The 24,083-nt window shown below is 61.8% G+C and carries 33 protein-coding genes and 1 pseudogene; 19 read left to right on the forward strand and 15 right to left on the reverse strand.

Annotation, left to right across the window (positions count from 1 at the left end; translation table 11 throughout):
- On the reverse strand, positions 1 to 332 hold a 332-nt coding region (locus tag MOV61_RS17365), incomplete at its 3' end, for a YafY family protein (protein WP_247137474.1).
- Between the two features lie 135 nt (positions 333 to 467).
- On the opposite strand from MOV61_RS17365, the gene MOV61_RS17370 reads away from it, so the two are divergent.
- From MOV61_RS17370 to MOV61_RS17390, 5 genes are all read left to right on the forward strand, one after another.
- Positions 468 to 1,100: a LysE family translocator gene (locus tag MOV61_RS17370; protein WP_247137475.1), complete on the forward strand. Its 633-nt coding sequence runs from the start codon at positions 468 to 470 to the stop codon at positions 1,098 to 1,100.
- Positions 1,101 to 1,282: 182 nt separating this feature from the next.
- Positions 1,283 to 1,723 carry a cytochrome c gene (locus MOV61_RS17375; RefSeq protein ID WP_247037755.1) on the forward strand — a complete coding sequence of 147 codons (441 nt, stop codon included), beginning with the start codon at positions 1,283 to 1,285 and terminating at the stop codon, positions 1,721 to 1,723.
- Positions 1,724 to 1,803: 80 nt separating this feature from the next.
- Positions 1,804 to 2,718, forward strand: a complete 915-nt coding sequence (locus tag MOV61_RS17380; RefSeq protein ID WP_247137476.1) for a cytochrome c — start codon at positions 1,804 to 1,806, stop codon at positions 2,716 to 2,718.
- Positions 2,719 to 2,762: 44 nt separating this feature from the next.
- Positions 2,763 to 3,017 carry a type II toxin-antitoxin system HicA family toxin gene (locus MOV61_RS17385; RefSeq protein ID WP_038541017.1) on the forward strand — a complete coding sequence of 85 codons (255 nt, stop codon included), beginning with the start codon at positions 2,763 to 2,765 and terminating at the stop codon, positions 3,015 to 3,017.
- Entirely contained in the window at positions 3,014 to 3,343 is a 330-nt protein-coding gene (locus MOV61_RS17390) for a type II toxin-antitoxin system HicB family antitoxin (protein WP_247137477.1), read from the forward strand. Before MOV61_RS17385 ends, MOV61_RS17390 begins: the two co-directional genes overlap by 4 nt.
- Positions 3,344 to 3,359: 16 nt before the next feature.
- Here the strand turns inward: MOV61_RS17390 and MOV61_RS17395 are convergent, their stop codons facing one another.
- Positions 3,360 to 3,848, reverse strand: coding sequence for a GNAT family N-acetyltransferase (locus MOV61_RS17395; RefSeq protein ID WP_405029375.1), 489 nt, complete (start codon positions 3,846 to 3,848; stop codon positions 3,360 to 3,362).
- Positions 3,849 to 4,392: 544 nt separating this feature from the next.
- Here MOV61_RS17395 and MOV61_RS17400 point away from each other — a divergent pair.
- Both MOV61_RS17400 and MOV61_RS17405 read left to right on the forward strand, forming a co-directional pair.
- A complete protein-coding gene (locus tag MOV61_RS17400; protein ID WP_247137478.1) occupies positions 4,393 to 4,686 on the forward strand; it encodes a DUF6516 family protein in 294 nt (97 codons plus the stop codon).
- Positions 4,673 to 5,035: a transcriptional regulator gene (locus MOV61_RS17405; RefSeq protein ID WP_247137479.1), complete on the forward strand. Its 363-nt coding sequence runs from the start codon at positions 4,673 to 4,675 to the stop codon at positions 5,033 to 5,035. Before MOV61_RS17400 ends, MOV61_RS17405 begins: the two co-directional genes overlap by 14 nt.
- Before the next feature lie 19 nt (positions 5,036 to 5,054).
- On the opposite strand, the gene MOV61_RS17410 is transcribed toward MOV61_RS17405, so the two are convergent.
- Both MOV61_RS17410 and MOV61_RS17415 read right to left on the reverse strand, forming a co-directional pair.
- The gene (locus tag MOV61_RS17410; RefSeq protein ID WP_038541031.1) at positions 5,055 to 5,468 is read right to left on the reverse strand and encodes a helix-turn-helix domain-containing protein; all 414 of its coding nucleotides are present in this window, start codon (positions 5,466 to 5,468) and stop codon (positions 5,055 to 5,057) included.
- 122 nt (positions 5,469 to 5,590) lie between these two features.
- Entirely contained in the window at positions 5,591 to 6,151 is a 561-nt protein-coding gene (locus MOV61_RS17415; RefSeq protein WP_247137480.1) for a hypothetical protein, read from the reverse strand.
- Positions 6,152 to 6,278: 127 nt separating this feature from the next.
- Here MOV61_RS17415 and dmeR point away from each other — a divergent pair, with 127 nt between their 5' ends.
- Together dmeR and dmeF are read left to right on the forward strand one after the other, a co-directional pair.
- Entirely contained in the window at positions 6,279 to 6,551 is a 273-nt protein-coding gene (gene dmeR, locus MOV61_RS17420) for a Ni(II)/Co(II)-sensing transcriptional repressor DmeR (RefSeq protein WP_247137481.1), read from the forward strand.
- A 20-nt stretch (positions 6,552 to 6,571) separates the two neighbouring features.
- A complete protein-coding gene (dmeF, locus tag MOV61_RS17425) occupies positions 6,572 to 7,555 on the forward strand; it encodes a CDF family Co(II)/Ni(II) efflux transporter DmeF (RefSeq protein WP_247137482.1) in 984 nt (327 codons plus the stop codon).
- Between the two features lie 9 nt (positions 7,556 to 7,564).
- Here dmeF and MOV61_RS17430 read toward each other — a convergent pair whose 3' ends face one another.
- The 4 genes from MOV61_RS17430 to MOV61_RS17445 form a co-directional block, all read right to left on the reverse strand.
- A complete protein-coding gene (locus MOV61_RS17430; protein WP_038541043.1) occupies positions 7,565 to 7,840 on the reverse strand; it encodes a hypothetical protein in 276 nt (91 codons plus the stop codon).
- 296 nt (positions 7,841 to 8,136) lie between these two features.
- Positions 8,137 to 8,652 carry a DUF1697 domain-containing protein gene (locus MOV61_RS17435; RefSeq protein WP_247137483.1) on the reverse strand — a complete coding sequence of 172 codons (516 nt, stop codon included), beginning with the start codon at positions 8,650 to 8,652 and terminating at the stop codon, positions 8,137 to 8,139.
- A gap of 270 nt (positions 8,653 to 8,922) precedes the next feature.
- On the reverse strand, positions 8,923 to 11,016 hold the full coding sequence (locus MOV61_RS17440; protein WP_247137497.1) for a S9 family peptidase: 2,094 nt from the start codon (positions 11,014 to 11,016) through the stop codon (positions 8,923 to 8,925).
- A 97-nt stretch (positions 11,017 to 11,113) separates the two neighbouring features.
- Entirely contained in the window at positions 11,114 to 11,335 is a 222-nt protein-coding gene (locus MOV61_RS17445) for a type II toxin-antitoxin system HicB family antitoxin (RefSeq protein WP_247137484.1), read from the reverse strand.
- A gap of 358 nt (positions 11,336 to 11,693) precedes the next feature.
- Here MOV61_RS17445 and MOV61_RS17450 point away from each other — a divergent pair, with 358 nt between their 5' ends.
- Positions 11,694 to 12,086, forward strand: a complete 393-nt coding sequence (locus MOV61_RS17450) for a DUF930 domain-containing protein (RefSeq protein WP_247137485.1) — start codon at positions 11,694 to 11,696, stop codon at positions 12,084 to 12,086.
- 2 nt (positions 12,087 to 12,088) lie between these two features.
- Here MOV61_RS17450 and MOV61_RS17455 read toward each other — a convergent pair whose 3' ends face one another.
- Together MOV61_RS17455 and MOV61_RS17460 are read right to left on the reverse strand one after the other, a co-directional pair.
- Positions 12,089 to 13,195: an AI-2E family transporter gene (locus MOV61_RS17455; RefSeq protein WP_408962396.1), complete on the reverse strand. Its 1,107-nt coding sequence runs from the start codon at positions 13,193 to 13,195 to the stop codon at positions 12,089 to 12,091.
- Between the two features lie 140 nt (positions 13,196 to 13,335).
- Positions 13,336 to 14,199, reverse strand: coding sequence for a VOC family protein (locus MOV61_RS17460; protein ID WP_247137487.1), 864 nt, complete (start codon positions 14,197 to 14,199; stop codon positions 13,336 to 13,338).
- A gap of 194 nt (positions 14,200 to 14,393) precedes the next feature.
- Here MOV61_RS17460 and MOV61_RS17465 point away from each other — a divergent pair, with 194 nt between their 5' ends.
- The 5 genes from MOV61_RS17465 (at position 14,394) to MOV61_RS17485 (ending at position 16,839) form a co-directional block, all read left to right on the forward strand.
- A complete protein-coding gene (locus tag MOV61_RS17465) occupies positions 14,394 to 14,804 on the forward strand; it encodes a universal stress protein (RefSeq protein WP_038541064.1) in 411 nt (136 codons plus the stop codon).
- A gap of 14 nt (positions 14,805 to 14,818) precedes the next feature.
- On the forward strand, positions 14,819 to 15,151 hold the full coding sequence (locus MOV61_RS17470; protein WP_247137488.1) for a TraR/DksA family transcriptional regulator: 333 nt from the start codon (positions 14,819 to 14,821) through the stop codon (positions 15,149 to 15,151).
- 86 nt (positions 15,152 to 15,237) lie between these two features.
- Positions 15,238 to 15,903 carry a PAQR family membrane homeostasis protein TrhA gene (locus MOV61_RS17475; RefSeq protein ID WP_046631404.1) on the forward strand — a complete coding sequence of 222 codons (666 nt, stop codon included), beginning with the start codon at positions 15,238 to 15,240 and terminating at the stop codon, positions 15,901 to 15,903.
- Positions 15,904 to 16,062: 159 nt separating this feature from the next.
- Positions 16,063 to 16,566 carry a GNAT family N-acetyltransferase gene (locus MOV61_RS17480; RefSeq protein ID WP_247137498.1) on the forward strand — a complete coding sequence of 168 codons (504 nt, stop codon included), beginning with the start codon at positions 16,063 to 16,065 and terminating at the stop codon, positions 16,564 to 16,566.
- A gap of 51 nt (positions 16,567 to 16,617) precedes the next feature.
- Positions 16,618 to 16,839: a hypothetical protein gene (locus tag MOV61_RS17485; protein ID WP_247137489.1), complete on the forward strand. Its 222-nt coding sequence runs from the start codon at positions 16,618 to 16,620 to the stop codon at positions 16,837 to 16,839.
- On the opposite strand, the gene MOV61_RS17490 is transcribed toward MOV61_RS17485, so the two are convergent.
- Positions 16,840 to 17,472, reverse strand: a complete 633-nt coding sequence (locus MOV61_RS17490; protein ID WP_038541079.1) for a LysE family translocator — start codon at positions 17,470 to 17,472, stop codon at positions 16,840 to 16,842.
- 167 nt (positions 17,473 to 17,639) lie between these two features.
- Here MOV61_RS17490 and MOV61_RS17495 point away from each other — a divergent pair, with 167 nt between their 5' ends.
- On the forward strand, positions 17,640 to 18,542 hold the full coding sequence (locus tag MOV61_RS17495; protein ID WP_247137490.1) for a DMT family transporter: 903 nt from the start codon (positions 17,640 to 17,642) through the stop codon (positions 18,540 to 18,542).
- A 12-nt stretch (positions 18,543 to 18,554) separates the two neighbouring features.
- Here MOV61_RS17495 and MOV61_RS17500 read toward each other — a convergent pair whose 3' ends face one another.
- Positions 18,555 to 19,100: a MarR family winged helix-turn-helix transcriptional regulator gene (locus MOV61_RS17500; protein WP_247137491.1), complete on the reverse strand. Its 546-nt coding sequence runs from the start codon at positions 19,098 to 19,100 to the stop codon at positions 18,555 to 18,557.
- A 91-nt stretch (positions 19,101 to 19,191) separates the two neighbouring features.
- Between MOV61_RS17500 and MOV61_RS17505 the strand changes: the two genes are divergently transcribed.
- On the forward strand, positions 19,192 to 20,154 hold the full coding sequence (locus MOV61_RS17505) for a DMT family transporter (RefSeq protein WP_247137492.1): 963 nt from the start codon (positions 19,192 to 19,194) through the stop codon (positions 20,152 to 20,154).
- 131 nt (positions 20,155 to 20,285) lie between these two features.
- On the opposite strand, the gene MOV61_RS17510 is transcribed toward MOV61_RS17505, so the two are convergent.
- Together MOV61_RS17510 and MOV61_RS17515 are read right to left on the reverse strand one after the other, a co-directional pair.
- Entirely contained in the window at positions 20,286 to 21,146 is an 861-nt protein-coding gene (locus MOV61_RS17510) for a transglutaminase-like domain-containing protein (protein WP_247137493.1), read from the reverse strand.
- 108 nt (positions 21,147 to 21,254) lie between these two features.
- Positions 21,255 to 21,821: a TetR/AcrR family transcriptional regulator gene (locus tag MOV61_RS17515; RefSeq protein WP_247137494.1), complete on the reverse strand. Its 567-nt coding sequence runs from the start codon at positions 21,819 to 21,821 to the stop codon at positions 21,255 to 21,257.
- 96 nt (positions 21,822 to 21,917) lie between these two features.
- Between MOV61_RS17515 and MOV61_RS17520 the strand changes: the two genes are divergently transcribed.
- Positions 21,918 to 22,844, forward strand: a complete 927-nt coding sequence (locus MOV61_RS17520) for an SDR family oxidoreductase (protein WP_247137495.1) — start codon at positions 21,918 to 21,920, stop codon at positions 22,842 to 22,844.
- On the opposite strand, the gene MOV61_RS17525 is transcribed toward MOV61_RS17520, so the two are convergent.
- The gene (locus tag MOV61_RS17525) at positions 22,845 to 23,471 is read right to left on the reverse strand and encodes a DUF1062 domain-containing protein (protein ID WP_247137496.1); all 627 of its coding nucleotides are present in this window, start codon (positions 23,469 to 23,471) and stop codon (positions 22,845 to 22,847) included.
- A 414-nt stretch (positions 23,472 to 23,885) separates the two neighbouring features.
- On the opposite strand from MOV61_RS17525, the pseudogene MOV61_RS17530 reads away from it, so the two are divergent.
- Positions 23,886 to 24,083: pseudogene (locus MOV61_RS17530) on the forward strand (cupin domain-containing protein); the annotation flags it as partial.

Raw genomic sequence — 24,083 nt, forward strand, 5'->3', positions numbered from 1 at the left:
GGCACTACGGCGGCGATCTTGCGGTTCACCTGCTTGGCCGCCTGCCGCAGTTCCGTGTCGCCGGTCCGTTCCAGCAGCGCGAGCGCCAGCACGATCGCCTCCGTCTCCTCGATCGACAGCATCAGCGGCGGCAGCGTGAAACCGGGGCGCAGGATATAACCGATGCCGCGCCCGCCTTCGATCGGCACCCGCATCGCCTGAAGCGCCGCGATATCCCGGTAGATCGAGCGCACGGTGACTTCCAGCTGAACGGCGATCTCCGCCGCCGTCACCGGCTTTCTGGCAAGCCGGAGGATCTGGATGATCTCGAACAGGCGCGAGGCCTTGCGCATGTCGGGTTTCCTTGTGGGCAGACGATCGCTACTGACAACACGCTGTCAGTTGAGCTGCCGTATAGGAGCGCATATCCGATTGAAAAACAAGGCTTCGGCATTCGAAGCCGATGATCCAAGGCTCTGGAAACTGACATGACTTACACCGAAAACCTCTGGCTCTTTTTTACGCTTCTGTTCGGCATCATCGTCGTGCCGGGCATGGACATGATCTTCGTGCTCGCCAATTCGCTGACCCGCGGACGCACCGCGGGCATGGCTGCCACCGCCGGCATCATCGCCGGCGGGCTGGTGCACTCGCTTTATGGCGCGGTCGGCGTCGGCCTGCTCGCAAGCCTGATGCCGGTCCTGTTCAAGCCGCTTTTGATCGTCGGCGCGCTCTACATGGCCTGGATCGGAGTGAGCCTGATCCGCAGTTCGATCACCGTCGATCATGTCGGCCCGGCGGACACGCGGTCGAACTGGGAAGCGTTCCGGCGCGGCGCGGTCACCTGCCTCATCAATCCCAAGGCCTATCTGTTCATGCTCGCCGTCTATCCGCAGTTCTTGCGGCCGGATTTCGGCCCGCTTGCCCCACAGGCGACAATCATGGCGGCGATGACAGCCACGACCCAGTTCGCGATCTATGGCGGTCTCGCCGCCGCCGCCGGCCACGCGCGAAAATTCCTGGTCGGCAACGGCAATGCGACGATCTGGGTGGGACGGATCGCCGGCCTGCTGCTGCTTGCCGTGTCCATGCTGACGCTCTGGGAAGGGGTGATGGCCTGAAGGGCAGGCGACGGCCGTCCGGGCAACAGACACAGTTCCTTCATATTCCGTGCCCGACGGGCAACAGGCGGGCCGCTCGCGGCGTCATGACAGGAACGTTACTTTTTTCAAACGCATAAGCCGGCAATCATGATCCTCGCAAAACTGCGCCGGCGTGACCGGCTCAATGAGGAGAAGAATGGATGAAGTTTAAACTGATTGCCGCCGCCGCGGCCGTACTCTGTCTTGGATTTACGGCTGTGACCGCGCAGGAAACCCCAATTGCCAAGCGCCAGGCGCTGATGAAGGGTATTGGCGGCGCAGCCGGCGCTCTGGGTGGCATCGCCAAGGGCGAAAAACCCTATGACCAGGCAGCGGTCCGCACGGCGCTGACCACGATCAGCACCAATATCAAGGCTTTCCCCGATCAGTTCCCGGCAGGTTCCGAGACGGGCGACAAGACCAAGGCGGCACCGGCCATCTGGGAAAAGAACGCCGAATTCCGTGGGAACGCACAGAAGCTCGGCTCCGATGCGGAGGCTGTTCTGGCGTCCATGCCGGCAGATCAGGCCGCTGTCGGCAAGGCCCTGCAGACGCTCGGCGGCACCTGCAACACCTGCCATCAGAATTTTCGCCTGAAGTGATCGCGGCCCTTAGCATCGGGACGGCCGCAGTTTTCTGCGGCCGTCCTTGCATTGCAAAGTAACGCCAGAGGATGAAGGCAATGGCATCGATATGGTCCAAAATCCTGGCGGCTGGCGTCGTGGTGATCGCCGCCGGCACAGCCATGGCCTGGGCGCCGACCAAGCCCGATCCCTATCCGGATTCCCATTGGGCGGGTCTCGGCGCCCCCGATCTTGCCAAGGGGGAGCAGCTTTTCTGGGCCGGCGGCTGCGCGAGCTGTCATGCCGCGACCGGCGCCACCGGCGATGCACTCAAGGTTCTCTCCGGGGGCAGGGCGCTGCCGAGCCCGTTCGGCACGTTCCATATTCCCAATATCTCGCCCGACCCGAATGCCGGCATCGGCAACTGGACGCTGGCGCAGTTCGGCAATGCCACCACCCGCGGCGTTGGGCCTGACGGCGAACACCTTTTTCCGTCTTTCCCCTACGGTTCCTATTCGAGGCTTTCGGCCAAGGATGTCAACGATCTCTTCGGGTACCTGAAGACCCTGCCGGCGAGCCCCAATGTCGCCCCGCCGCACGAGCTGCCGTTCCCCTACAATATCCGCCTGGCGGTCGGCGGCTGGAAATTGCTCTATTTCAACGACCAGCCGCGGGTTGAGCTCGCGTCGCTCGATGACAAGGTCAAGCGCGGCCAGTTCCTGGTCGAAGGGCCTGGCCATTGCGGCGAATGTCATACGCCGCGCGACGCGACGGGCGGTTTTCTCCCCGACCGCTGGCTTGCCGGCGGCCCGAACCCGGAAGGCAAGGGAACCATTCCCAACATCACGCCGGGCTCGAAGGATATCGGCTCCTGGAGCGAGAGCGACATCGCCGGTTATCTCGAAACCGGTTTCACCCCCGATTTCGACACCGTCGGCGGCTCGATGGTCGAGGTACAGCAGAACATCGCTCATCTGCCAAAAAGCGATCTGGAAGCGATCGCGGCCTACCTGAAGGCGGTGCCGGCGAGGTAGGTGGATTGCTTGCAAAATCTGCTAGCATGCATTAAAGTGCTAGCATGAACAGCAAGCAGCGCAAGACGCTTGTCGCCATATTTCAGGATCCGGTGTCGCCGTCCATCGATTGGAGCGACGTCGAAAATCTTTTGATCGCGGTTGGATGCCATCTGCTCGAGGGCAGCGGATCGCGAGTTCGTTTTGAAAAAGACGGATTGGTCGTGTTTTTCCATCGACCCCACCCGGATAAGGAAGCGAAGCGATATCAGATCAAGGATGCGCGGCTTTTTCTGTCTCAGTTAGGAATAGAGCCATGAATGTCTTGGAATATAGGGGATACTCGGCCCGCATCGAATTCGATGCCGAAGACGAGATTTTTGTCGGGCACATCGCCGGCATTGCCGATGTCGTCGGCTTTCACGCCGATTCCGTCGTCGATCTCAAGACCGCCTTCCACGAGGCGGTCGACGATTATCTGGAAACCTGTGAACGACTTGGAAAATCTCCGCACAAGCCCTATTCCGGCCGGGTGATGTTTCGCATCGACCCCGACGTTCACGCCCGTGCCGCAAAAGCAGCGGAGCTGGCTGGAAAAAGCCTCAACGAATGGGCAGGCGAAATCCTGGCCAAGGCCGCCGGATAGGCCTCGGCCGCAGATTTCACGCCAGCGCCTGAGTGTAGCGCATGCCGGTGACCGGGCGCGGCTTGAAATCCATCTGTTCGTAGAAGCGGTGGGCGGCGAAATTGCCGGTGGCGGCGCTGACCGAAAGATAGTCGCAGCCGGCATTTTTGGCGATTTCGCGGGCGCGTGACACGAGATGCTGGCCGATGCCGTGGCCGCGATGGCCGTCGCGCACGAAGAGATGGTGCAGGTCCATGCCGCGGGTGCCTTCTTGCGCCCGGTAGAGCGGCACGAGGATGGCGTAGCCGATCAGATCCGAGCCGGTATCGGCAACAAGCGCGCTGATCCAGGGCATGGCGCCGAACAGGTCACGCTCGAGTTTTTCGGGGGTGATGGCGGCGGGGTCGTTGTGATGCGCGGCAAGCAGCGCGATCATTTCGTTGAGTTCCGGCAGGTCGCGCGATTTCGCGTTGCGGATCGTCACGACCGGCGGGCGGGGCAGGGTGATATCGGTATCTTCCGTCATTTCCGGCATCCTTTTTCGGTCTTCTTGCCGTCAGGTGCCGTTTGAAACAACAAAGCCGCCTGACGGCGGCTTGTTGACATGGTGATCTGTCGAGCCGCCCTTTAAAGGAAGGCCCAAAAATACGAGCAGGCGGTGGTCGTGCGCGTGTTGATCATGGCGTCTAGATGCTCCCGATCTCAAATCTTGTCAAGCGCCATCCGCGAAACGGCTGGCGGCCGCCACGATCGCCTCCGCCATGCCCTGATCGGCGGTAGAATGGCCGGCATTCTCGATCATCACCAACTCGGACGACCGGCTTGCCGGCCGGATTGCCGGAAAGGGCAAAGAAGATCCGGTTGCCATCAGGCCTGTCGAGGAAGCCGGTCTGGTATGGGGCGAGGGCGGGGAAGAGGGTGGGCGGCGTGGTTGGCATCTGTTCGGTCATCTGCATTCCTTCCCGTTGCGTCTCCACCCCGCCCGTCCAATGCGCGGTTCCGATAGGCGCCTTCCTGCTTGCCGATTGCTCGTGATGGAGTATATTACATCAGGCATCACGAGGCCTCGAATGGCGAAAGCGACATTGGTTCAGAGGACGCGTAGCTATCTGCGGGAAGGCGTGTTCGTTGAAGTCGTGATCTGGCAGGTGCCGGCTTCGCTACGCGGAAGCGCTCATGAATTCAAGTACAGCATGGCGCTGGTGGCCGGAGGCGAGTGCGTGTTGCGATATGACAATGAAGCCGGAAAAGGCGATCACAGGCATTTAGGTACGCTGGAAACAGCCTATTTTTTCAAGGATATCGACCAGCTTCTGGCCGATTTTACTGCCGACGTGAGAGGATGGCTGCGTGACAACGCTTAAGGTGAAGATCGAGACACTCGAACAGTCCATGGCATCGGTTTCTGAAGCCGTCAAGGCGTCCAAAGTCGGTGAGCGCAGGCCCGCAATGAGTGTATTATCCTTTCCGTCCTGGGAGATGCTTCATCGTGTTCTGGCGCCGAAACGGCTCGAAATCGTGCAGGCTATGACGGGCCAGGGGCCTTTGAGCATTCGAGAGGTGGCCCGCAGGGTCGACCGGGATTTCAAGGGTGTGCACAGCGACGTGGACATGTTGCTGGTCAGTGGCGTGATCGATAAAGCCGAGGGTGGGGGGATCGTCTTCCCCTATGATCGTATCCATTTGGAATTCGACATCGAGGCTGCCGCTTAAGGCAAGCCGTCGCCGCCCGTCAATGCTCCCCCTCGCACAGCCCGTGGTCGGATAGCGCCCGGATCACATAACAGTCCTCGATCGAATGGCCGTCGCAGTGCGAGATGATCCGTTCGAGTTCGTGCTCCAGCTTCTTGAGCTTCTCGATCTTTTCGCGCACGGCGACCAGATGATCGGCGGCGATCCTGTCGGCGTTGACGCAAGGGAGGTCGGGGTGCTGGCTGAGCGCGATCAGTTCGCGGATCGCCGGGATGTCGAGCCCGAGGTCGCGGGCGTGTCGGATGAAGGCGAGCCGTTCGAGGTCGTTTCGCTCATACCGTCGCTGGTTGCCCTCCGAACGTTCCGCCGCTTCGATAAGGCCCATCTGCTCGTAATAACGGATGGTCGGCACCTTGACGCCGGTGCGTTTCGACAGGTCGCCGATCGACAGCATGGCTGAAAATTCCTCTTGTAGCTCTAGTCACTAGAGGAATTATCTAGTCAGTCATCGGCATGAAGGCAAGCGGGTCGCGGCCACGATCGCTAGGCAAGCATGGCCGCGCTCGGTCGAAAGCTTTACATGGAGAGCAGCGGATCGTCCTCGGCGCCGTTCTGCTGCTGCTGTTGTTGTTTCTGTGCGTTGCCCTGTGCCAGGGCCGCTGGATTGCCGCCCATGTCCATCGTCGCTTCCTGTTTCTGGCCGTTGACGCCCATGGCTTCGAGGATCGCCTTGCGAATATCCGCCTCGACCGCCTCGCGGTCTTTCGCCGACATGATCTTGAGATCGTGTTCGGTGAGATCCTTGTCCTTGAGATACTGTTCGCGGATGCGCTCGGCGAAGGTCTTCTTGGCGAGACCCAGGAATTCGTCCTCGTCTTTCGTCGAGGGCGCTTCGCCAAGCCAGGTATCGCCTGGGTTCTGGTCGATGTCGACACCCTGGCTTTCCATCGTCCAGAGGCTGTCGGCCAGTTTCGCGCCGAACACCGTGTCGCTGCCGGTCATGCCGCCCGATACGGACTGCTGCGGCGCCGCGTAGTCATTGGCGCTGCCGCCCGAAGCATTCTTGTCGCCGCTGTTCTTGCCAAGGATGCCATAAAGAGATGCGTAATATGGGTTGGTGCTGCCAATTGTCGTCATCGCGACTCTCCTTGTGTGAGACTACTAGCGGCTTAGGTCCCGAAACCTGCACGGAGCTTTCGGATTGGGCTTGTGTCGGCCGCGCATGGGGATATAGGGTACCCCCCTATATTACTTGGAGACATTCGTGGCGCACACCATTCGGGAACAGGCAAAGCTTCTGGCGCGGGTGCGCCGGTTGAAGGGGCAGATGGAGGCGGTCGAGCGGGCGCTCGAGGCCGAAGCGCCTTGCGGCGAGGTGCTCCAGCTGCTCGCCTCGATCCGCGGCGCGCTTGCCGGCCTTACCGGCGAGGTGATGGAGGACCATCTCCATGAGCATGTGCTGCATGCCGACAACGAAAAACAGCGGGCGCAGGCGGTAGTCGAGCTTGCCGAGGCGCTGCGCACCTATATCCGCTGATTGAGATGAAGGAGAGAAACATGGCCCAATCCATCGAGGAGCTGGAGCACGAGCACGTGTTTCTGGGCGCCGACCACGAGCGCAACGAGCGCAAGGTCTGGCTGGTGATCGCACTGACCGCGACGATGATGGTGGCGGAAATCGTCGCCGGCTCGGTCTTCGGTTCGATGGCGCTGACAGCCGACGGCTGGCACATGTCCACTCATGCCGGCGCCATGCTGATTGCGGCGCTCGCCTATCTCTATGCCCGCCGCCAGGCCCGCAATCCGCGCTACACGTTCGGCACCGGCAAGCTTGGCGATCTCGCCGGTTTCGCCAGTGCCATCGTGCTCGCCCTGATCGCGCTGTTGATCGCCTGGGAGAGTTTTGCCCGCCTCGCCAATCCGGTTGCGATCGATTTCGACCAGGCGATCTTCGTGGCCGTAGCCGGGCTGGCGGTCAACCTGCTCAGCGCCTGGCTGCTGCGGGAGGATCATCATCCCCATGACGGCGGCCACGCCCATGACGGCGGTCATCATCATGGCGGCCATCACGGACACCACGGTCATCATGGCGCCCATGCGCACGGGGCTGCCAAGGATCACAATCTGCGCGCCGCCTACCTGCATGTTCTTGCCGATGCGCTGACCTCGGTGCTGGCGATCGTCGCGCTCGCTCTCGGCCGGTCTTACGGCTGGTCCTGGCTGGATCCGGTCATGGGCGTGGTTGGCGGACTGGTGATCGCCCGCTGGTCCTTGGGGCTGATCCGGGTGACCGCGACGATATTGCTGGACGCGCAGCCGGATGACGCGGAACTGGCAGGCAAGATCCGCCGGAGCGTCGAGACGGAGGAGGACAGGATTTCCGACCTGCATGTCTGGCAGGTAGGGCCGGGGCACCATGCGGCAATCGTCGCGCTGGTCACGCCAAATCCCCGGGCGCCGTCCTTCTACAAGGATAAGCTCCGGAGCATCCGGGATTTGTCGCATGTGACGGTGGAGGTCACGCCGGCTCAAGCAGCGTAGAAGAGCATTTTAGAACTCGGCGAATTCCTGGTAACGGCCTTCGACCCAGTCCTGCTGGGCGGCCCGCACCTGCATGTCGACGTTTGCGGAACCCGCATCGTCGATTTCCATGACCCAGAGCGCGTTGGCAAGCGAAGGCGACAGCAGCGTGCTGCTTCCCGTCAGGGCATTCGGAGAACGCTGGGCGGCGACAGTCTCGCGCTGGGGCGCTTCTTCGACTTTCCGGTCCATCTCTTGTGCCCGGTTGGGATAATAATAGCCGTTGAGGCCGCTATCGATCTTCATGGCGAAACGCCCGTGTTCAGAATGGTTAACAAATAGTTAACGCACGAAGCTTGCGCGAGGCTTGCGTCTGATGTTTTGGTTTGACGGCAGGGGCTTGACAAAAAAATGACAATGAACGGCTGTTCGGCGCGTTCCGCATCCGTTCTGGTTGCTGATAAACCTGTCGGATATCGCTCTGCGGGTCCCTAGCCGCTCAAGGTAAAGCCGCTCTGGCGGGCGAAATCCGAGCCACGCCCGGGACGTGAAAGATGACAGCATGGCAGACGATCGGAATGACGATGCCTGCCATCGGACGTTCAGCCTTCCATGACGCGGGCCATTTCGGCGAGCTTGCGCACGGTGTTGAGATTGCGCGACGTACCTGGTTTCAGCGCCGGCAGCTTCAGCTTCGATTTGCCCGAGCCGATCGGATAATGGACATAAATCTCGCGCCCGGCGACGACCGCCTCTTCGCCGTCCGGCGCGACCATCTTGTCGAGTGCATCCTTGGCGGCCCTTTCAGCGAGGAAATGCACCAGCAGGAAATTCGGCTTGGCATCCGGGAAGGGCGCGTTTTCGACGATCGCCTCCAGCTCTCCGGTGGAGCGCACCATCACGCCCGGCTTCCTGCCGAACTTCCGACCCAGCGCCTCGTCGAGCTTGTCGGCCACCTTTGCCTCCGCCTCATCTGACCGGAACAGCACATTGCCGCTCTGGATATAGGTCTTGACGTCGGCGAAGCCGAGATTTTCGCAGAGGGATTTCAGTTCGGTCATCTGCAGTGCGGTGCCGGCGACGTTTACGGCGCGAAGCAGGGCTACGTAGACGGTCATGTCTTCCCCTCCCGAAGGGCAACCTGAATTATGGTCCGGCGTAGCCGGACATGCATTGAAAGGCATCGCCCGCCACCCCCCTCTGGCCTGCCGGCCATCTCCCCCTCAAGGGGGGAGATTACAAGCGGCTTGCTCCTCCCGCCGATTAAACCTCACGCCGGGCGGTAGCGTTTCTTGTTTGGGGAGGCCGAGTGCGCCCAGCCGATCTCCCCCCTTGAGGGGGAGATGCCCGGCAGGGCAGAGGGGGGTGCCACACGGCAAAACATCCCCTCACATCTTCCCCGCCACCTTGATCGCAAACGCATATTCGAACGCTATCTCCTCCAGCCGCTGGAAGCGACCCGACTTGCCGCCATGGCCGGCCGCCATGTTGGTCTTCAAAAGGATCGGCGCGGTTCCGGTCGAGAACTCGCGGACCTTGGCGACCCATTTGGTCGGCTCCCAGTAGGTGACGCGCGGGTCGGTCAGGCCGGAAATGGCGAGGATCGGCGGATAGGGTTTCGCCTCGACATTGTCGTAAGGCGAGTAGGCGGCGATCCACTGGTATTCTTCGAGGCTGTCGATCGGGTTGCCCCATTCCGGCCATTCCGGCGGGGTGAGCGGCAGCGTATCGTCGAGCATTGTGTTGAGCACATCGACGAAGGGAACGGCGGCGATGATGCCGGCGAATTTTTCCGGCGCCATGTTGGCGATGCCGCCCATCAGCATGCCGCCGGCCGATCCGCCTTCGGCAATGATGTTCGCGTAGGACGTGAACTTCTCTTGATTCAGATAATCAGCAGCGGCGATGAAGTCTTTGAACGTGTTCTGCTTGTGCTCCATCTTGCCGGTCTCGTACCAGGCAAAACCCTTGTCCTTGCCGCCGCGAATATGGGCAATGGCATAAACGAAGCCGCGATCGGCGAGCGACAGGTTGTTGGTCGAGAATCCGGCCGGAATGGTGATGCCGTAGGCGCCGTACCCATAAAGCAGGCAGGGCGCCGAACCGTCGAGCGGCGTATCTTTCCGGTAGAGCAGCGAGACCGGCACCAGTTCGCCGTCACGCGCCGGCGCCATCACCCGACGGGTGACGTAGTCGTCGGGATTATGGCCCGACGGCACTTCCTGGGTCTTCAGGAGAACCCGCTTGCGGGTGGTCATGTCGTAGTCGTAAAGCTGGCTCGGCGTCGTCATCGATGAATAGGAAAAGCGGATGACGTCGCTGTCGTATTCGGCGGCACCCTGCAGGCCGAGCGAATAGGCCTCTTCCGCAAAGGCGATCGCATGTTCCTCGCCGGTCGTCCGGTCGCGGATGATGATCTGCGGCAGCCCGTCCTTACGCTGCAGCCACAGAAGATAACGGGCGAACGCCATGTGGCTGATGATCAGCCGGCCGGGCTCGTGCGGCACGACCTCGGTCCAGTTCTCTTTGCCCGGCGCGGTAACCGGCGTTTGGCAGATCTTGAAATCCTTGGCGTCGCCCTCATTAGTGAGGATGTAGAAGACGTCGCCGCCCTCGGTCATCGAATATTCGATGCCTTCCTCACGCTCTGCGACCAGCATCGGCTCGGCCGTCAGGTCTGCGGTCGAGAGCAGCCGGTATTCCGACGTCTCGTGGTCGTGGATGTCGATATAGATGAAGTCGTCGAGCAGCGAACCGCCGACGCCCATGAAGAAACCCGGATCCTCCTCCTCGTAGACCAGCCGGTCTTCCGATTGCGGTTGGCCGACGATGTGGTGGAAGACTTTCGAGGGGCGGTGGTTCTCGTCCTGCAGCGTATAGAAGAAGCTTTTGCCGTCAGGCGCCCAGACCCCGCCGCCGCCGGTATTTTCGACCACGTCGGCAAGGTCTTCGCCCGTGGCAAGATCGCGGATGCGCAGCGTGAAATATTCCGACCCTTTGTCGTCATAACCCCAGATGCCGTGGGAATGGTCGCTCGTGTGGTCGATGCCGGAAAGCCGGAAATAATCCTTGCCCACGGCTTCCTTGTCGCCATCGAGCAGGAGGTGTTTTTCGCCGCCGTCGCGCGGGGTGCGGAAATAACGCGGCTGCTCGCCGCCGGTGACGAACAACGTGCCATAGGCGAACGGCCCGTCCTTCATCGGCACGGAGCTGTCGTCTTCCTTGATGCGGCCGCGCATCTCGGCAAACAGCTTTTTCTGCAGCTCGGCCGTGTCGCCCATGGCCGCTTCCATATAGGCGTTTTCGGCCTCCAGATGTTTGCGGATTTCCGGGTCGAGGAGCGACGGATCCTTGAACATCGCCTGCCAGTTGTCGGCGCGGAACCAGGCATAGTCGTCGGTGCGGGTAATGCCGTGGCGGGTATCGGAAACCGGCTTCTTGGGCGCAACGGGAGCGGCAGGAAGATCGGCGAAGGGCGATATGCGGGAGGTGGCCAAGGAAGCACTCCGATTGTGAGGCGAGGAGTGCCAGAGATAGGGGGCGCTTGGGCGCGAGGCAAGCGGGTTGCTTCTGGAATGCTTAGCCGAGGGCGGCCTGCAATGAAGGCTCGGGGATATCCCGCCCCATGTCCCGCGCTGCCTCGATCCAGCTTTCGATGGCGTCTTGTACGTGGGAAATGGCTTCCTGTGGCGTCTCGCCATCGCTCATGCAGCCGGGAAGGTCAGGTACGGTCGCCAGGAAACCGCCGCCATCCTCCATGGAGAGCGGGGAGACAAGCACTGGATATCGTAGTGGACTCATGAGAAAGCCCTTACCGCATCGATGAATTGCACAAGCCTCCGAATATATACTGGCTTGATGGGTCGTTTGAAAGGCACGGTCAGGATTTCTCGCATCATCGGGTGGCTGACCTTGTAGTGTGAGCTTCCCGACCGCGGCGCTGCACAGGAAATGCCAAACTCCCCGCAGACTGTCACGACCTCTTCAATCCGCCAGTCCGCTCGCGGATTGGCACGCATTCGTTCCAGACGCCTGCTCACCTTTCCCCCTCAATACCTCCACCCGATCACATCATCCTATTTCCCGTTCTGGTAGGTGGTCAATTGCGTGACCGTCTCATAGTTTCCGGCCGTCCGAGTCATATTGGATAGGAAATGACATGATAAAACCCTGGTCAGTCGCAGCATTGGCTCTTCTTTCCGCCCTGCCGGCGCATGCTCTCGATGCCCATATCGTCCGGCAGCTCGATGCGCTCGCCCCGGATGAACGGCGCGAACAGCGCTGCGATATCGAGGCGATGGATCGCATCAAAAAGGACAACAAGGGCGAGTTCAAACCGGATAAGGTGATCGCCTATACCTTTTCCCAGCCGGTCGAAGATGGCAACGCCATCCGGGCGCCGGGTGCTGTCTTCCGCAGTGCCGGCGACTGGTATCGGCTCAAATACAAGTGCGAGACCGGCGACAAGGGTCTGGAAGTGATGTCCTTCGACTACAAGATCGGTTCGAAAGTTCCGCGCGAAGAGTGGGAAAAGTATTACCTCTACGAGTGACATCATCCCGGCAGGTGCGGCACCGTCTTCCGGTCGGGGAAAAGCTCGTTCAGCACCGTCATCATGATCAGGGAAAGCGGCAGGGCGAGCATCGCCCCGACCGCACCCCACATCCAGGTCCAGAACAGGATGGCGATGAAGACGATGAAAGGGTTGATTTCCCACTGCCGGCCCATGATCGCCGGGAAGAGCAGGTTCTCCATCGCCAGGTGGACGGTGAAGAAGATTGCTGCCGGGATCAGGCCGAGGAAGAAAGCGTCATGGGTGAGAATGCCGGCGATCGCCACCGAAACAGTCATCAGCGTGATGCCGATGAACGGGATGAAGCTTGAGACGAAGGCGAACAGGCCCCACAGCACCGGCATCGAAAGCCCGCCGAAATAGGCGATCAGCGCCATCACCACCCCGAGCCCCAGATAGAGGAGGCTGGCGGTCGCGAAATAATAACCGAGCACCTCGTCGATCGAATTGAGCACCCGGATCGCCATCAGCCGCTGCCGGCGTGTCGGAAAGGCAAGAATGATCGTGCGCCGCAGCCGCAGCCGGCCGTAGAGGAAGAGCAGCAGGGCCGCAAAGAAGATCATTCCCTGGACGATCGCCGGCGTCAGGTTGGCGGTGACGATGCCGAGAATATTGCCGGAATTCTCGATCAGCGACTGCATCGACATCGGCCCGGTCTCGAATGTCGCAGGCGAGACGTTGATCCAATGCTGGCTTTCGAGGAACGGCTTGATGCGGTTGATGGTCCGCTCGATGAAATTCGGACCTTCTTGGATCAGCTTTGCGACCGGTTCGGCAAGCGAATTGATGATCAGGAACAGGGCCGCGAAGACCAGCGTCGAGAGGATGAAGGCAATGCCGAAACGGGGCACGCCGGCCTTGCCGAGGCGATCCGCGACAAGACCCAGGATCAGGCCGACGACGACAGCGAGCGTGACGGGGATCAAGATCAGCGACATGTAATGGACAAGCGAGAAGAACACGATCGCGAAAATGCCGATCACCGCCCAGGCCATCGCCACGTCGAGCGCCTCGCGCCCCAGCGGCAGGTTCTCCACCACGTCGATCTCTTCCGGGTGCAGCAGCGCCTCCTTGCGCTGGGCCGGCATCTCCGTCAGGTGTTTCTTCAGCTTGCCATTGCCGCGCGCACTCATGTTTTTCGTGTCCAGAGGTCCCCGTGATCGCTCTCAACGCGAAAGCGGCGCTCCGGTTCCGGAGCGCCGCTTGTCGGCAAAACGGGTGACGGCGCTCAGGCGGCGAGCGTCAGGCCGATGCCCCACGGGTCCTTCAGCGACCAGCCTTCGGCGGTTTTGGTCGCGGCGATCTCCTGGGCATCGAGCGCCGCAAGCGCCCTGTCGAGCGCCGCCTTGTCGTTGAACCGAACCGTGTAATCCGAAAGCCCGGTCATGTTGTTTTCGCGCGCCTTTGCGCCGCGGCTGTTCCAGATATTGGCGGCGATATGGTGGTGGTAGTCGCCGGTTGCAAAGAAGCTGGCGCCCGGATACCGCGCCATCACCTTCAGGCCCAGCACGTCGCGATAGAAGGCGTCGGCCTGCGGAATATCGCCGACCTGCAGATGGATGTGACCAACGGCGGTGCCATCGGCCATGCCGTCGAAGGCCTGCTTCGGAGCGCTGTTGTAAAGTTCCTGCAGGTTCAGGCGTTCGGTCGCCATGGCGATCGTACCGTCCGGCTGATAGGTCCATTCCTGCGGGGTTCGATCGCGGTAGATCTCTATACCGTTGCCCTCGGGGTCGGACAGATAGATCGCCTCGCTGACAAGGTGGTCGGAAGCGCCCTCCAGTCGGACATTGTTGTCGGCGGAATGTGCCAGCCAGTGGGCAAGCTCCTGCCGGTTCGGCACCAGGAAAGCGGTGTGGAACAGGCCGGCGGCGTTGCGCGGCGCACGGGCGACGTTTTTGCCGGTCGAAAGCGTCAGGAGCGGTTGGCCGCCGACGCCCAGCACTTCGCCGCTCGGGCTCTTTTCGATGACCTTCAGGCCGATAATGTTCTGGTAGAAACCGGAAACCAGGGCCAGGTCGCTGACGACCAGATGCGCGCCGCGGACATGGGCGGGACGGGTCAGGGCAAAGGGCTGCGTGACATCGGACATATCGAAATCCTCATCTGACATCGGGCGGGTGAACGCCCCGTTGCAACCTATATGGCCCATGCCCATCGTTCACGATAGAGCGTAAACTGGCGATGGATCGTCTCCAAATTATGGACAATGAGCGGGTTTGACCTCGGTCAAGGCGGTTTGGACCGTATGAAGCTACAATGGGCGAAAAACATGAAGGAGATCGCATGTACAAGAAGATCGTCGTTGCGGTGGATGTTTCCGCTCTGGAAAAGGGCGAGCGCATTCTGCGCACGGCAACGAACCTGCTCGACACGGGCGGCATGATCCTGATCGTCAACGTGGTCGAGGATATGCCCGCTTATCTTGTCTCCGAGCTGACCGTCGATCTGACAGTTGCGGCCCGTCAGGATGCCGAACGGCTGCTCGTCGAGCTTCGCGAAAAAGCCGGCATCGAGGCCGATATCGAAATCCGCCAGGGCGCGCCGGCGCGCGAAATCCTGGCCGCTTCGGAAGAGCAGGGCGCAGACCTGATCATCGTCGCCTCGCATATCCCCGACCTGTCGAACTACCTGATCGGTGCCACGGCCGACCGCGTCGTGCGCCACGCCACATGCTCGGTCCTCGTCGACCGCTGAGAAGGAACGGATCCATGGATACGTCAAGATATGGCAGCGTTCTAAGGGCGAGGAAGGCGGAGCTCGAAGGCCGCCTGAGCCGCATCGAACAGGATTTCGTCACGCCCCGCGATCCTGATGACGACGACCGCGCCGTCGAACGCAACAATGACGAGGTGCTGGAAGAACTCGGCGAAACCGGCGAACGGGAGCTTGCGGCAATCGATGCGGCACTTCACCGCATCGCCGCCGGCACGTTCGGCATCTGCGCCAGATGCGGCCAGCCGATCGCCGAGCAGCGACTGGATGCCGTGCCGCACACGCCCCTTTGCCAGGCCTGCGCCGCCGAGGTGTCGGAGGAAGTTTAACGCGGGAAACGGAATGTGAATCCTCCCTCTCTTGCCTTCCGCCGCGGTCATGCTCATTCTTAAGATCGAGGCAGGCGGAAGGTCGGATGAACGAGTTTTTCAATTTCGGGCGGAAATACGATTTTCACGAGATCGTCGCGGATGGCATCATCCACGGCGTCGGTATCGTGTTCGCGCTGGTCGGCGCCACCGCGCTGATCTTCTACGCGACCGTCTGGTCGAGCCATGGCGAAATCGCCGCCGCCTGGATCTACGGCCTTGGTTTGATCATCTGCCTGTCGATCTCGTTCACCTACAATATCTGGCCTCGCTCGCGCACCAAATGGGTGCTGCGGCGGCTCGACCATTCGGCGATCTTCATCCTGATCGCGGCGACCTATACGCCTTTCCTGCAACGCGGCGCGCACGACCCCTGGATATTCGCCATGCTTCTGGCGATCTGGGCGACCGCGATCTTCGGTATCACGCTGAAATGCCTGTTTCCCGGCCGTTTCGACAAGCTGACGATCCTGCTCTATCTCGCCATGGGCTGGAGCGGCGTGATGGTGGCGGGGCCGATCTCGCAATATCTGCCGGCCGTCACCGTCTGGCTGATCGTCATCGGCGGCTTCATCTATTCGCTTGGCGTGATCTTCCACGTCTGGGAACGGCTGCGGTTCCAGAACGCCATCTGGCACGGCTTCGTCGTCGCCGCCGCCGCCGTTCACTATGGCGCAGTCATGACCTGCTTCAGCCTCTCCGGCGGTTTTTGATCCGAGGTACGGTTTGTTGTGGGCAACCGATTAGCTTCAGGCTCGCCCCTCCCTCATCAATTCCAATGAAGTTATCAAAGGAGTAGGCCAGCCAATCTGGACTCGTCATTCCATCGTCTGATATAGTAGACAAACGAGTATCATGATGGACTAAATATGATGACTGAACCACTTGTCCGCGACGCCGCCGAAGCCGATCTCCAGACCGTCATGGAGATCTACAACGACGCGGTCGCCAACACGACGGCGATCTGGAACGAGGTCCTCGTCGACCTCCAGAACCGCAAGGAATGGTTCGCCGCCCGCAAGGCGCGCGGCTTTCCGGTGCTCGTGGCGGATGTCGGCGGCAAGGTCGCCGGTTACGCTTCTTACGGCGACTGGCGCGCCTTCGACGGGTTCCGCCACACGGTCGAGCATTCCGTCTACGTCCACCGCGATTTCCGTGGCGCCGGCATCGGCCGGCTGCTGATGCAAGAGCTGATCGCCCGCGCCTCCGAGAACGGCATCCACGTCATGGTCGCCTGCATCGAGGCCGGAAACACCGCCTCGATCGGCCTGCACGAGAAGTTGGGCTTCCGCACCGCCGGCACGTTCTCCGAGGTCGGCACCAAGTTCGGCCGCTGGCTGGATCTGACCTGCATGGAGCTGAAGGTCACGGGGTGAGATGGTGCGGCGTTGCTCTCTATGGTAGTTTTGGCATCGGGAGATCAGCCCATGGATGATGACGATCCGTTAGAAGCCTGGCTCGACCGTTCCGAGTCACCGGAAGAGAGAGCGAAGCGTTTGGCAGCGCTGGACGCCGCGCTTGCTCGCGGCATTGCCGATGCTGAGGCAGGTCGGGGTAAGCCGGCTGAAGAAGTTCTCGCCTATTTCGAAGCCAAATATCGGAAGTTGTCGGAAGAACGCGCCAAGAACGGCCGGTCGGAAATGGACTGACTAGCTCCGCTGCAGCGCCAGATGTGCGCCGAGCCCGACAAGCAGCGCGCCTCCGGCCCGCTGCATCAGCCTTTGCGCTCCGCTCGAGCGCTTCAGCCGGGTGATGACAGCGCCGGCCAGGAAGACGCAGACGATATCGGCAGACGAGAACATCAGGTTGACGATCGTCCCGAGGATCACGAACTGCAGCCAGATGGGGAAGGCGGCCGAGGCGTCGATGAACTGCGGCAGGAAGGCGAGGAAGAAGATCGCCGTCTTCGGGTTCAGCACTTCCACCGTGATGCTTTCGAAAAACGCCCGCCGGCCGGATTTCTCCGCGATCTCCGGAAGTTCCGCATCGCCCGCCGCCTTGGCGCGGAACAGCGAGATGCCGAGCCAGACGAGATAGGCCGCCCCGCCGAGCTTCACCACCATGTACAGGATCGGAACGGCATGAAAGAGCACCGAAAGCCCCGCGGCGGCGGTGAACACATGCGCGTAACCGCCGATATGGATGCCGAGCGAGGCCATCAGGCCCGACCACCGCCCGCGCGCCAGCGTCTGGGCAGCGGCATAGAGCATGGCCGGCCCGGGAATATAAGCGAACACCGCCGTTGTGGCGAGGAAGGCGAGAAACAGCTCGGTCGAGGGCATATCGTGTTCCTTGAATGAACCCGCATCATTGCAACAGGCGGCGCGCGCCCGCAAGTGCAGCCGACCGGGCAGCGCAGCGTCGAAACAGTTCGATCGGCACCGAAGCATCCGCTCGCCGTCTTGACCTAGAACACCCGCATCGAAAATGCGAACGGGCCAGCGAAATCATGCCGAACACACCGAATATGACCAGGGAACTGGCGCTGCTTCTGGCGCTCTCGACGCTCTGGGGCGCCTCCTATACGTTCATCAAGATCGGCGTCGGGACCATCCCGCCGGTCACGCTGATCGCACTGCGGACGCTGATTGCCGGAACCGTGCTGCTCGGCGTGATCCGCTGGCGCGGCCTGAAGCTGCCGCGCGATGGAGCGACATGGGCGCGCTTCCTGTTCCAGGCTTGCCTGAACAGCGCCATTCCCTTCACGCTGATTGCCTGGGCGGAACAATCAACCGATGCCGGGCTTGCCGCGATCCTCAATTCCACCACGCCGATCTTCGCCTTCCTGATCACGGCATTGATCACCCGCCATGAGCCGGTGACGGTGCGGAAACTGTTCGGCGTCGGCGCGGGGCTGGTCGGCATCTGCATGGTGATCGGCGTCGAAGCGCTGTCGGGGCTCGGCGAGAGACTGGTGCCGCAGCTGGCGATCGTGCTGGCGACCGTGTGTTATGCCGGCGCGGCGATCTTTGGCAAGAACTTCAAGGGCCTCGACCCGATCATGCCGGCGGCTGGCTCGCTCGTCTGCGGCGCCGCGCTGCTGGTCCCTGCAAGCCTGATCGTAGACAAGCCCTGGACGCTTGAGCCCTCGCTGGACTCGATCCTGGCGCTGGTGACGCTCTCGGTGTTTTCGACGGCGCTCGCCTTCGTCATCTATTTCAGGCTGATGCAGACGCTCGGCTCGGTCGGCGCGACCTCGCAGGCCTATCTGCGTGTGCCTATCGGGGTGGCGATCGGCGTCGTTTTCCTCGGCGAAAGCCTGCATCCGGGCGCATGGGCGGGCCTCGTCTGCGTCGTCGCAGGTGTTGCCGCCATGACCTTGCCGGCACGGAGGAAGCTCGTCTCCGCGTGATCCCGCCTTTCGTCAATCCTCCGTGGGTTCTGGCGGTCCCTGTCGGGAAAGATGGGCTTCGACGGCGAGGTTCAGTTCCCGCAGCAGGTCTGCAAGCTGCGCCTTCTTTTCCGGATCGAAGCCTGCGATCGCTTTCGCCTCGCTCGCCATATCCTGGCGGAATGCGGCCTCCGCCCTGCCGATGCCCTCGTCGGTCAACTGTACGGAAAGGCTGCGGCCGTCGCTGTTGGACGGAACGCGTTTGATCAGTCCGGCCTTTTCCAGCCGGCCCAGCCGGTGGGTGAGGCTGCCGGAGGCGATCATCAGCGACCGGTAGAGTTCCGTCGGCGTCAGCCGATGGGGCGGCCCGGAGCGCAGCAGCGTCCCGATCACGTCGAATTCCCCGCGGTCCAGCTGAAACGACGCGAATGTCGCCTCGATCGACGGCGTGACCAGCCGCGACAGGCGGTAGGCGCGGCCGAGAATTTCCATCGGGCCCGTGTCGAGATCCGGCAATTGTTTGGCCCACTGGGCCCGCGCCCGGTCGATGTGATCCTGCGTTTTTCGTGTCTGCGCCATTCCGATTCTCCGTCTCGACAAAACTATCTTGACATGAAGATAAATCGGGAGCAAATATCTTCACATGAAGATAAATAGTGAGGAGCCGACCATGCCTTCGATCGCCGCAAGGAAGTCCTTTGAAATTCCGCTGATCGTGCAGATGCTTGCCTGTTCCTTCCTGTGGGGAGGCGCTTTCATTCTCCTGAAGCTGGCCGGCACCGCGCTCTCTCCGCTCGCCCTGACGGCGGTGAGGGGGCTGATGGGCGGCAGCCTGATCGCCATCTGGATGATCGTCTCCGGCCACAACATTGTCCCGCGCGGACGGGAAATGCGCGACTGGGTCGTCCTCGGTTTCCTGCAGGGCGTCGTGCCGAACAGCCTGACGGCCTATGCACTGACGGAAATCTCGGCGGGCCTGACATCGATGATCCAGGCCTCCACGCCGCTCGTCGTCGCGGTTCTGGCGCAGGCGCTGTTTGCAAGCGAGCGGCTGACGCCGAAAGTGGCGCTCGGGCTTGCGACCGGCTTCGGCGGCATGGTCCTGCTGATCGGTCCGGCGGCGCTCGGTGCCGACAATGTCAGCCTTCGCGGCGTCGGCGCCGTGGCCGTCGTCGCGGTCAGCTATGCGCTCGGCAATCTTTATGTGCGCGGTATTCCCGGTGCCCAGCCGGTCCGGCTGGCGCTGGGACAGCAGCTGTTCTCCGGCCTGCCGACCTTCGCGGTGATGATCTATCTCGGCGGTCTTTCGGCCTTCGCTCCGGCGCTCGACAACCTGCCGTTGCTTCTCGTCCTCGGCGTGTTCGGAACGGCCCTGCCGATCGTTCTCTACATGAACATCCTCAAGAAGGCGGGTCCGACCATCGGTTCGATGAACGGTTATTTCCTGCCGCCCTGGACGATTATCCTCGGTTTTGTCCTGCTGGGCGAACCCGTCAGCCTGAGAGAGATCATCGCCACGGCTATCGTGCTTGCCGGTGTCGCGATCGTGTCGCTGAAGACGGAAATTCTGTCGATCGCCTACCGCCGGCTGGCTGCCATTCTTCACCCGCGGCGCAGCGGCAAGATCGCCTGAGCTGGAAGGTTGACGAAAGGCCCGGGGTCCCGCCAGCCCCTGACTTAAATGTGGAATATGTCCTGTCGCGAAACTCTGACTTTCGCGACAGGAATTTCCTGAAAATCAGCGGCTCGTTTTTGCCGCAGAAGTCAGGAATTACGCAGCACGACAGCTACAGCCTCACCTTGCGGGAAGCTGATAACCTCCTCTGGTAAAGGCCAGTCCGCTAAAGCTTCCGGCTCGTCCTCCCCATCGATAGCGACGGTCCTGAGCCGTGAAGCGAGTTGGTCTAGCGTCGTCCTCGCCTGGTACGACAACTCGGTTGAAACGGGGGAGAGGTCCTTTGATAGACCCCAGTAATCCCACGGTTTCAGTTCCAGTTTACGCAGGGCTGCGACTTCCCGAAGCAGGCTTCCCGCGACAAACCATTCCCCGCCGAGGCCGAGGCTCGACACGCCAAAACGGGAGGCAATCTCCGGTTCGTCTTTGATCCGAAACCATGCCTCGCCCGCTGTTAGAAAGTGGGCGCGCGGCACGTCTAAGGTGTCGAAGGAAACTCCCCCGATAGCTGCAAACTCCAAATCGAGCCGTTTCCAGCGCCCGCCGTCATGCCATTCGCAAAGCCAATGATCTTCCCAATGACCAGGCACCAGATAGTCGGAAAACCCGACACGGAGGCGAGCCGGGGTGCCGAGTTCGCGAAATCTACTAACCGCCAGTATAGCGAAATCCCGGCATACGCCGCCAACCTTAGGCCGTGCGGCATCGCCTTCGAGCAAATTGCGCTCTACAACGATTGACAGAATCTCGGCCACGGAACGAAGCTCAAGATCGGCGGCCTGTTCGGGTGTGAAACCTCGTTCTTCGGATTCGGCCCCGCGAGGATGCTGCATGAATGAGCTAATCCACCGGGCAATTGAGTTCGGCTCGACGCCGCCGCGCATCAATGTTTCGCGATACGGCCCAGGTTCCGAGTAGATGCTTTGGGTGACGTAGAAGGATTTGCGCATTGCTGTCTCTTTCCTGTTGAGATTGAGACACGACAAGGAGGGCAAATTTTCGAAAATTGTCAACTGGCGCTTGTCACGGTCAGGGGCTGACGGGATCCCGGGCCTTTTCTATTGTCCGGGCAGCACCGCTGCGACAAACGCTCCCAGGCTCCGGCGCACATGCGCGTCGATCGGCCCTGCTGGATCGAACCCCCACCAGAGAAGACAGCCCTGCCACTGCGACGCCATCAGCACGCCGATATTGTCCGGCGTGCCGGGGGTGGCGGCGAAACAGGCGGCGATTGCGGTGGACAGGACCGCGCCCCAGGCGGAACCCCGGGCGCGCAGTTGCGGATCGCGAAAATCCTCGCGCAGCATCAGCAGGCCCTCGGCGTAAGCCTCGACGCCGCCATAGTCTCCCGAAAGCGTAACGAGAATGTCCACGGCACCTTGAGGCGTCTTCGGTGCGGCGGCGATCGCCGCGTGGGTCTTGGCGTCGAGGTCGTCCCAGGCAAACAGCAGCGCGGCGCGGGCAAGTTCTTCCTTGTTCCTGAAACGCTGCACCAGCGTCGAGCCGGAAAGGCCGCAGGCCGTGGCGAGCGAGGCGAAAGTCAGCGCCTCCGGGCCTTTTTCGTGCATCACCTTCAGCGCCGCCGTCAGCACCTCGCTGTCCGGCATGGTTTTTGGTCGCGCCATCTTGCCTCTCGAATTATAAACGAATAAACGTTTATATATTACCTCTATATGGAGAGCCAGTTCTAACCATACGGAACCGGAAGGGAAGGAGCAGTTATGTCGCACGTGTACAAAAAGCCGCTGGAGGGGAAAATCGCGCTGGTAGCGGGGGCCACGCGGGGTGCCGGGCGGGGTATCGCGGTCGAGCTCGGGGTTGCCGGCGCCACCGTTTATGTCACCGGCCGGACGACGCGGCAGAAGCAGTCGGAATACCGGCGGCCGGAGACGATCGAGGATACCGCCGAACTGGTGACGCTAGCCGGCGGCACGGGCATCGCGGTGCCGCTCGATCACCTCGTCTCGGAGGATGTCGCAGCGCTCGTCGAGCGCATCCGCCGGGAGCAGGGCCGGCTGGATATCCTCGTCAACGACATCTGGGGCGGCGAACATCTGTTCGAATGGGACAAGCCGGTCTGGGAGCACGACCTCGAAAAGGGCCTGCGCATGCTGCGGCTGGCGATCGACACCCACCTGATCACCGCCCATCATGCACTGAAGCTGATGATCGAGAAGCCGGGTGGTCTGCTGGTCGAGGTCACCGACGGCACGGCGGAATACAATGCCGAACACTATCGGCTCTCGCCCTTCTACGACCTCGCCAAGACCGCGGTGACGCGCATGGCCTGGGCGCATGGCAAGGATCTCGAGAAGCTCGGCAGCACCTCCGTGTCGATCACGCCCGGCTGGATGCGCTCCGAGATGATGCTGGATATCTACCAGGTGAGCGAGGAGAACTGGCGGGATTCGCTTATCGCCCAGCCGCATTTCTGCATTTCCGAAACGCCGCGCTTCATCGGTCGGGCGGTGGCAGCGCTTGCCGCCGATCCGGACCGGGCACGCTGGAACGGCCAGTCGCTGTCGAGCGGCGGCCTTGCCAGGGTCTACGAGTTCAACGATGTCGACGGCTCGCGACCGGATTGCTGGCGCTACATGAAAGAGGTGCAGGAGCCCGGCAAACCGGCCGACGCCACCGGTTATCGCTGATCAGCCGCCCATCGCCGCCTTGCCCACCGCCATTCGCTCGGCCTCGTCGCGCAGGTCGAGCGTGATTTGGGTGCCGTCGCGGATACCGCGTTTCAGCGCGTCCTTTCGCTCCGGCCCGATCCGGATCTCCTGCCTGTCGAAAAGCGCCTGCAGCCGGCTGCGCGAAAGCTGAAGTTCCGCCGAAAGCAGCCGGTCGAGCCGCAGGCCGGTCGGGTAGGGTAGGGCGAGCGTGATTGTGATCCGCCGCCAATCCGCATTGTGACGCAGCACCGCCTTGCGCGTCTCGATGTCGTCGCTTTCCTCGATGCGCCCGGCCCTGGCCTTCAGCGCCTGAACGTCGAATTCGATGCGGGCCACGAAGTCCGGCGTGCTCGCCTGCATCGCGTCGAGCATGGCGGGATCGATCGCCCGGATGGTCTGCCGCTCGAAGATCGGCCGGTTCCAGGTGCCGTCGCAGGCGATGCATCTGTAGATGAGCCAGGCATCGAGCCTTTTGCCGTTGGCGTTGAGGCGGATGCGGCCGCTGGAGCGGAACGGCCTCGATAGCCCGCAGCCGCTACAGGCAAGGATTGGCCGGGGTGGAGTTTTAGGGGTTGCAGTCCATTCGAGATGGAGGATGTCGCACATGCCGTCTTGATCTTCCGGTCAGGAAGTTCATGCGGGAAACGGCACTCAGAAGCCCTCTTGGGGCGCGCACGGTGTGGCGAAGGTCCGGACTGTGGGGAGCAAGCGTCGGAGGTCTTAGTCGGACGGTTCAGGGCAGCACGAGGCCGCACTGGCACGATCAATGCCAAACCGGTCTCAAGCCGCCACCCCGATGAACAGTGTTCCCACGCGAGCAAGCGTCATCGCTCTTCCACGCATGGGAGGGTGAACCTGTCGAGACCGGGGATTACTTAGGCAAACTGAACCTCAAAGGCCGACGCTCTTCGACCGAAAGGCATAACCGTGCAAAAACCGAAGTCAAGAATTTTTGGAGGTCGCGCCGCGCCTGTTCTGACCTATATGAAGCGAAACCAGTCGTTCAGCGAGGATCGAACCATGGACATCAAGCGCAGCGGATCGCAGCCTTCGAAGGCACCGCCACAATATTTCACCGGCACCGTCCGGCTCGATCCGATCGTCGAGGCGCCGGAGCCGGCCCGGGTTCGCGCCCTTTCGGTCACCTTCGAACCGGGTGCGCGCACCGACTGGCACACTCACCCGCTCGGCCAGACGCTGCTCGTCACGGCCGGCGCT

Source organism: Neorhizobium sp. BETTINA12A, from assembly GCF_023006485.1.
GTDB lineage: Bacteria > Pseudomonadota > Alphaproteobacteria > Rhizobiales > Rhizobiaceae > Neorhizobium.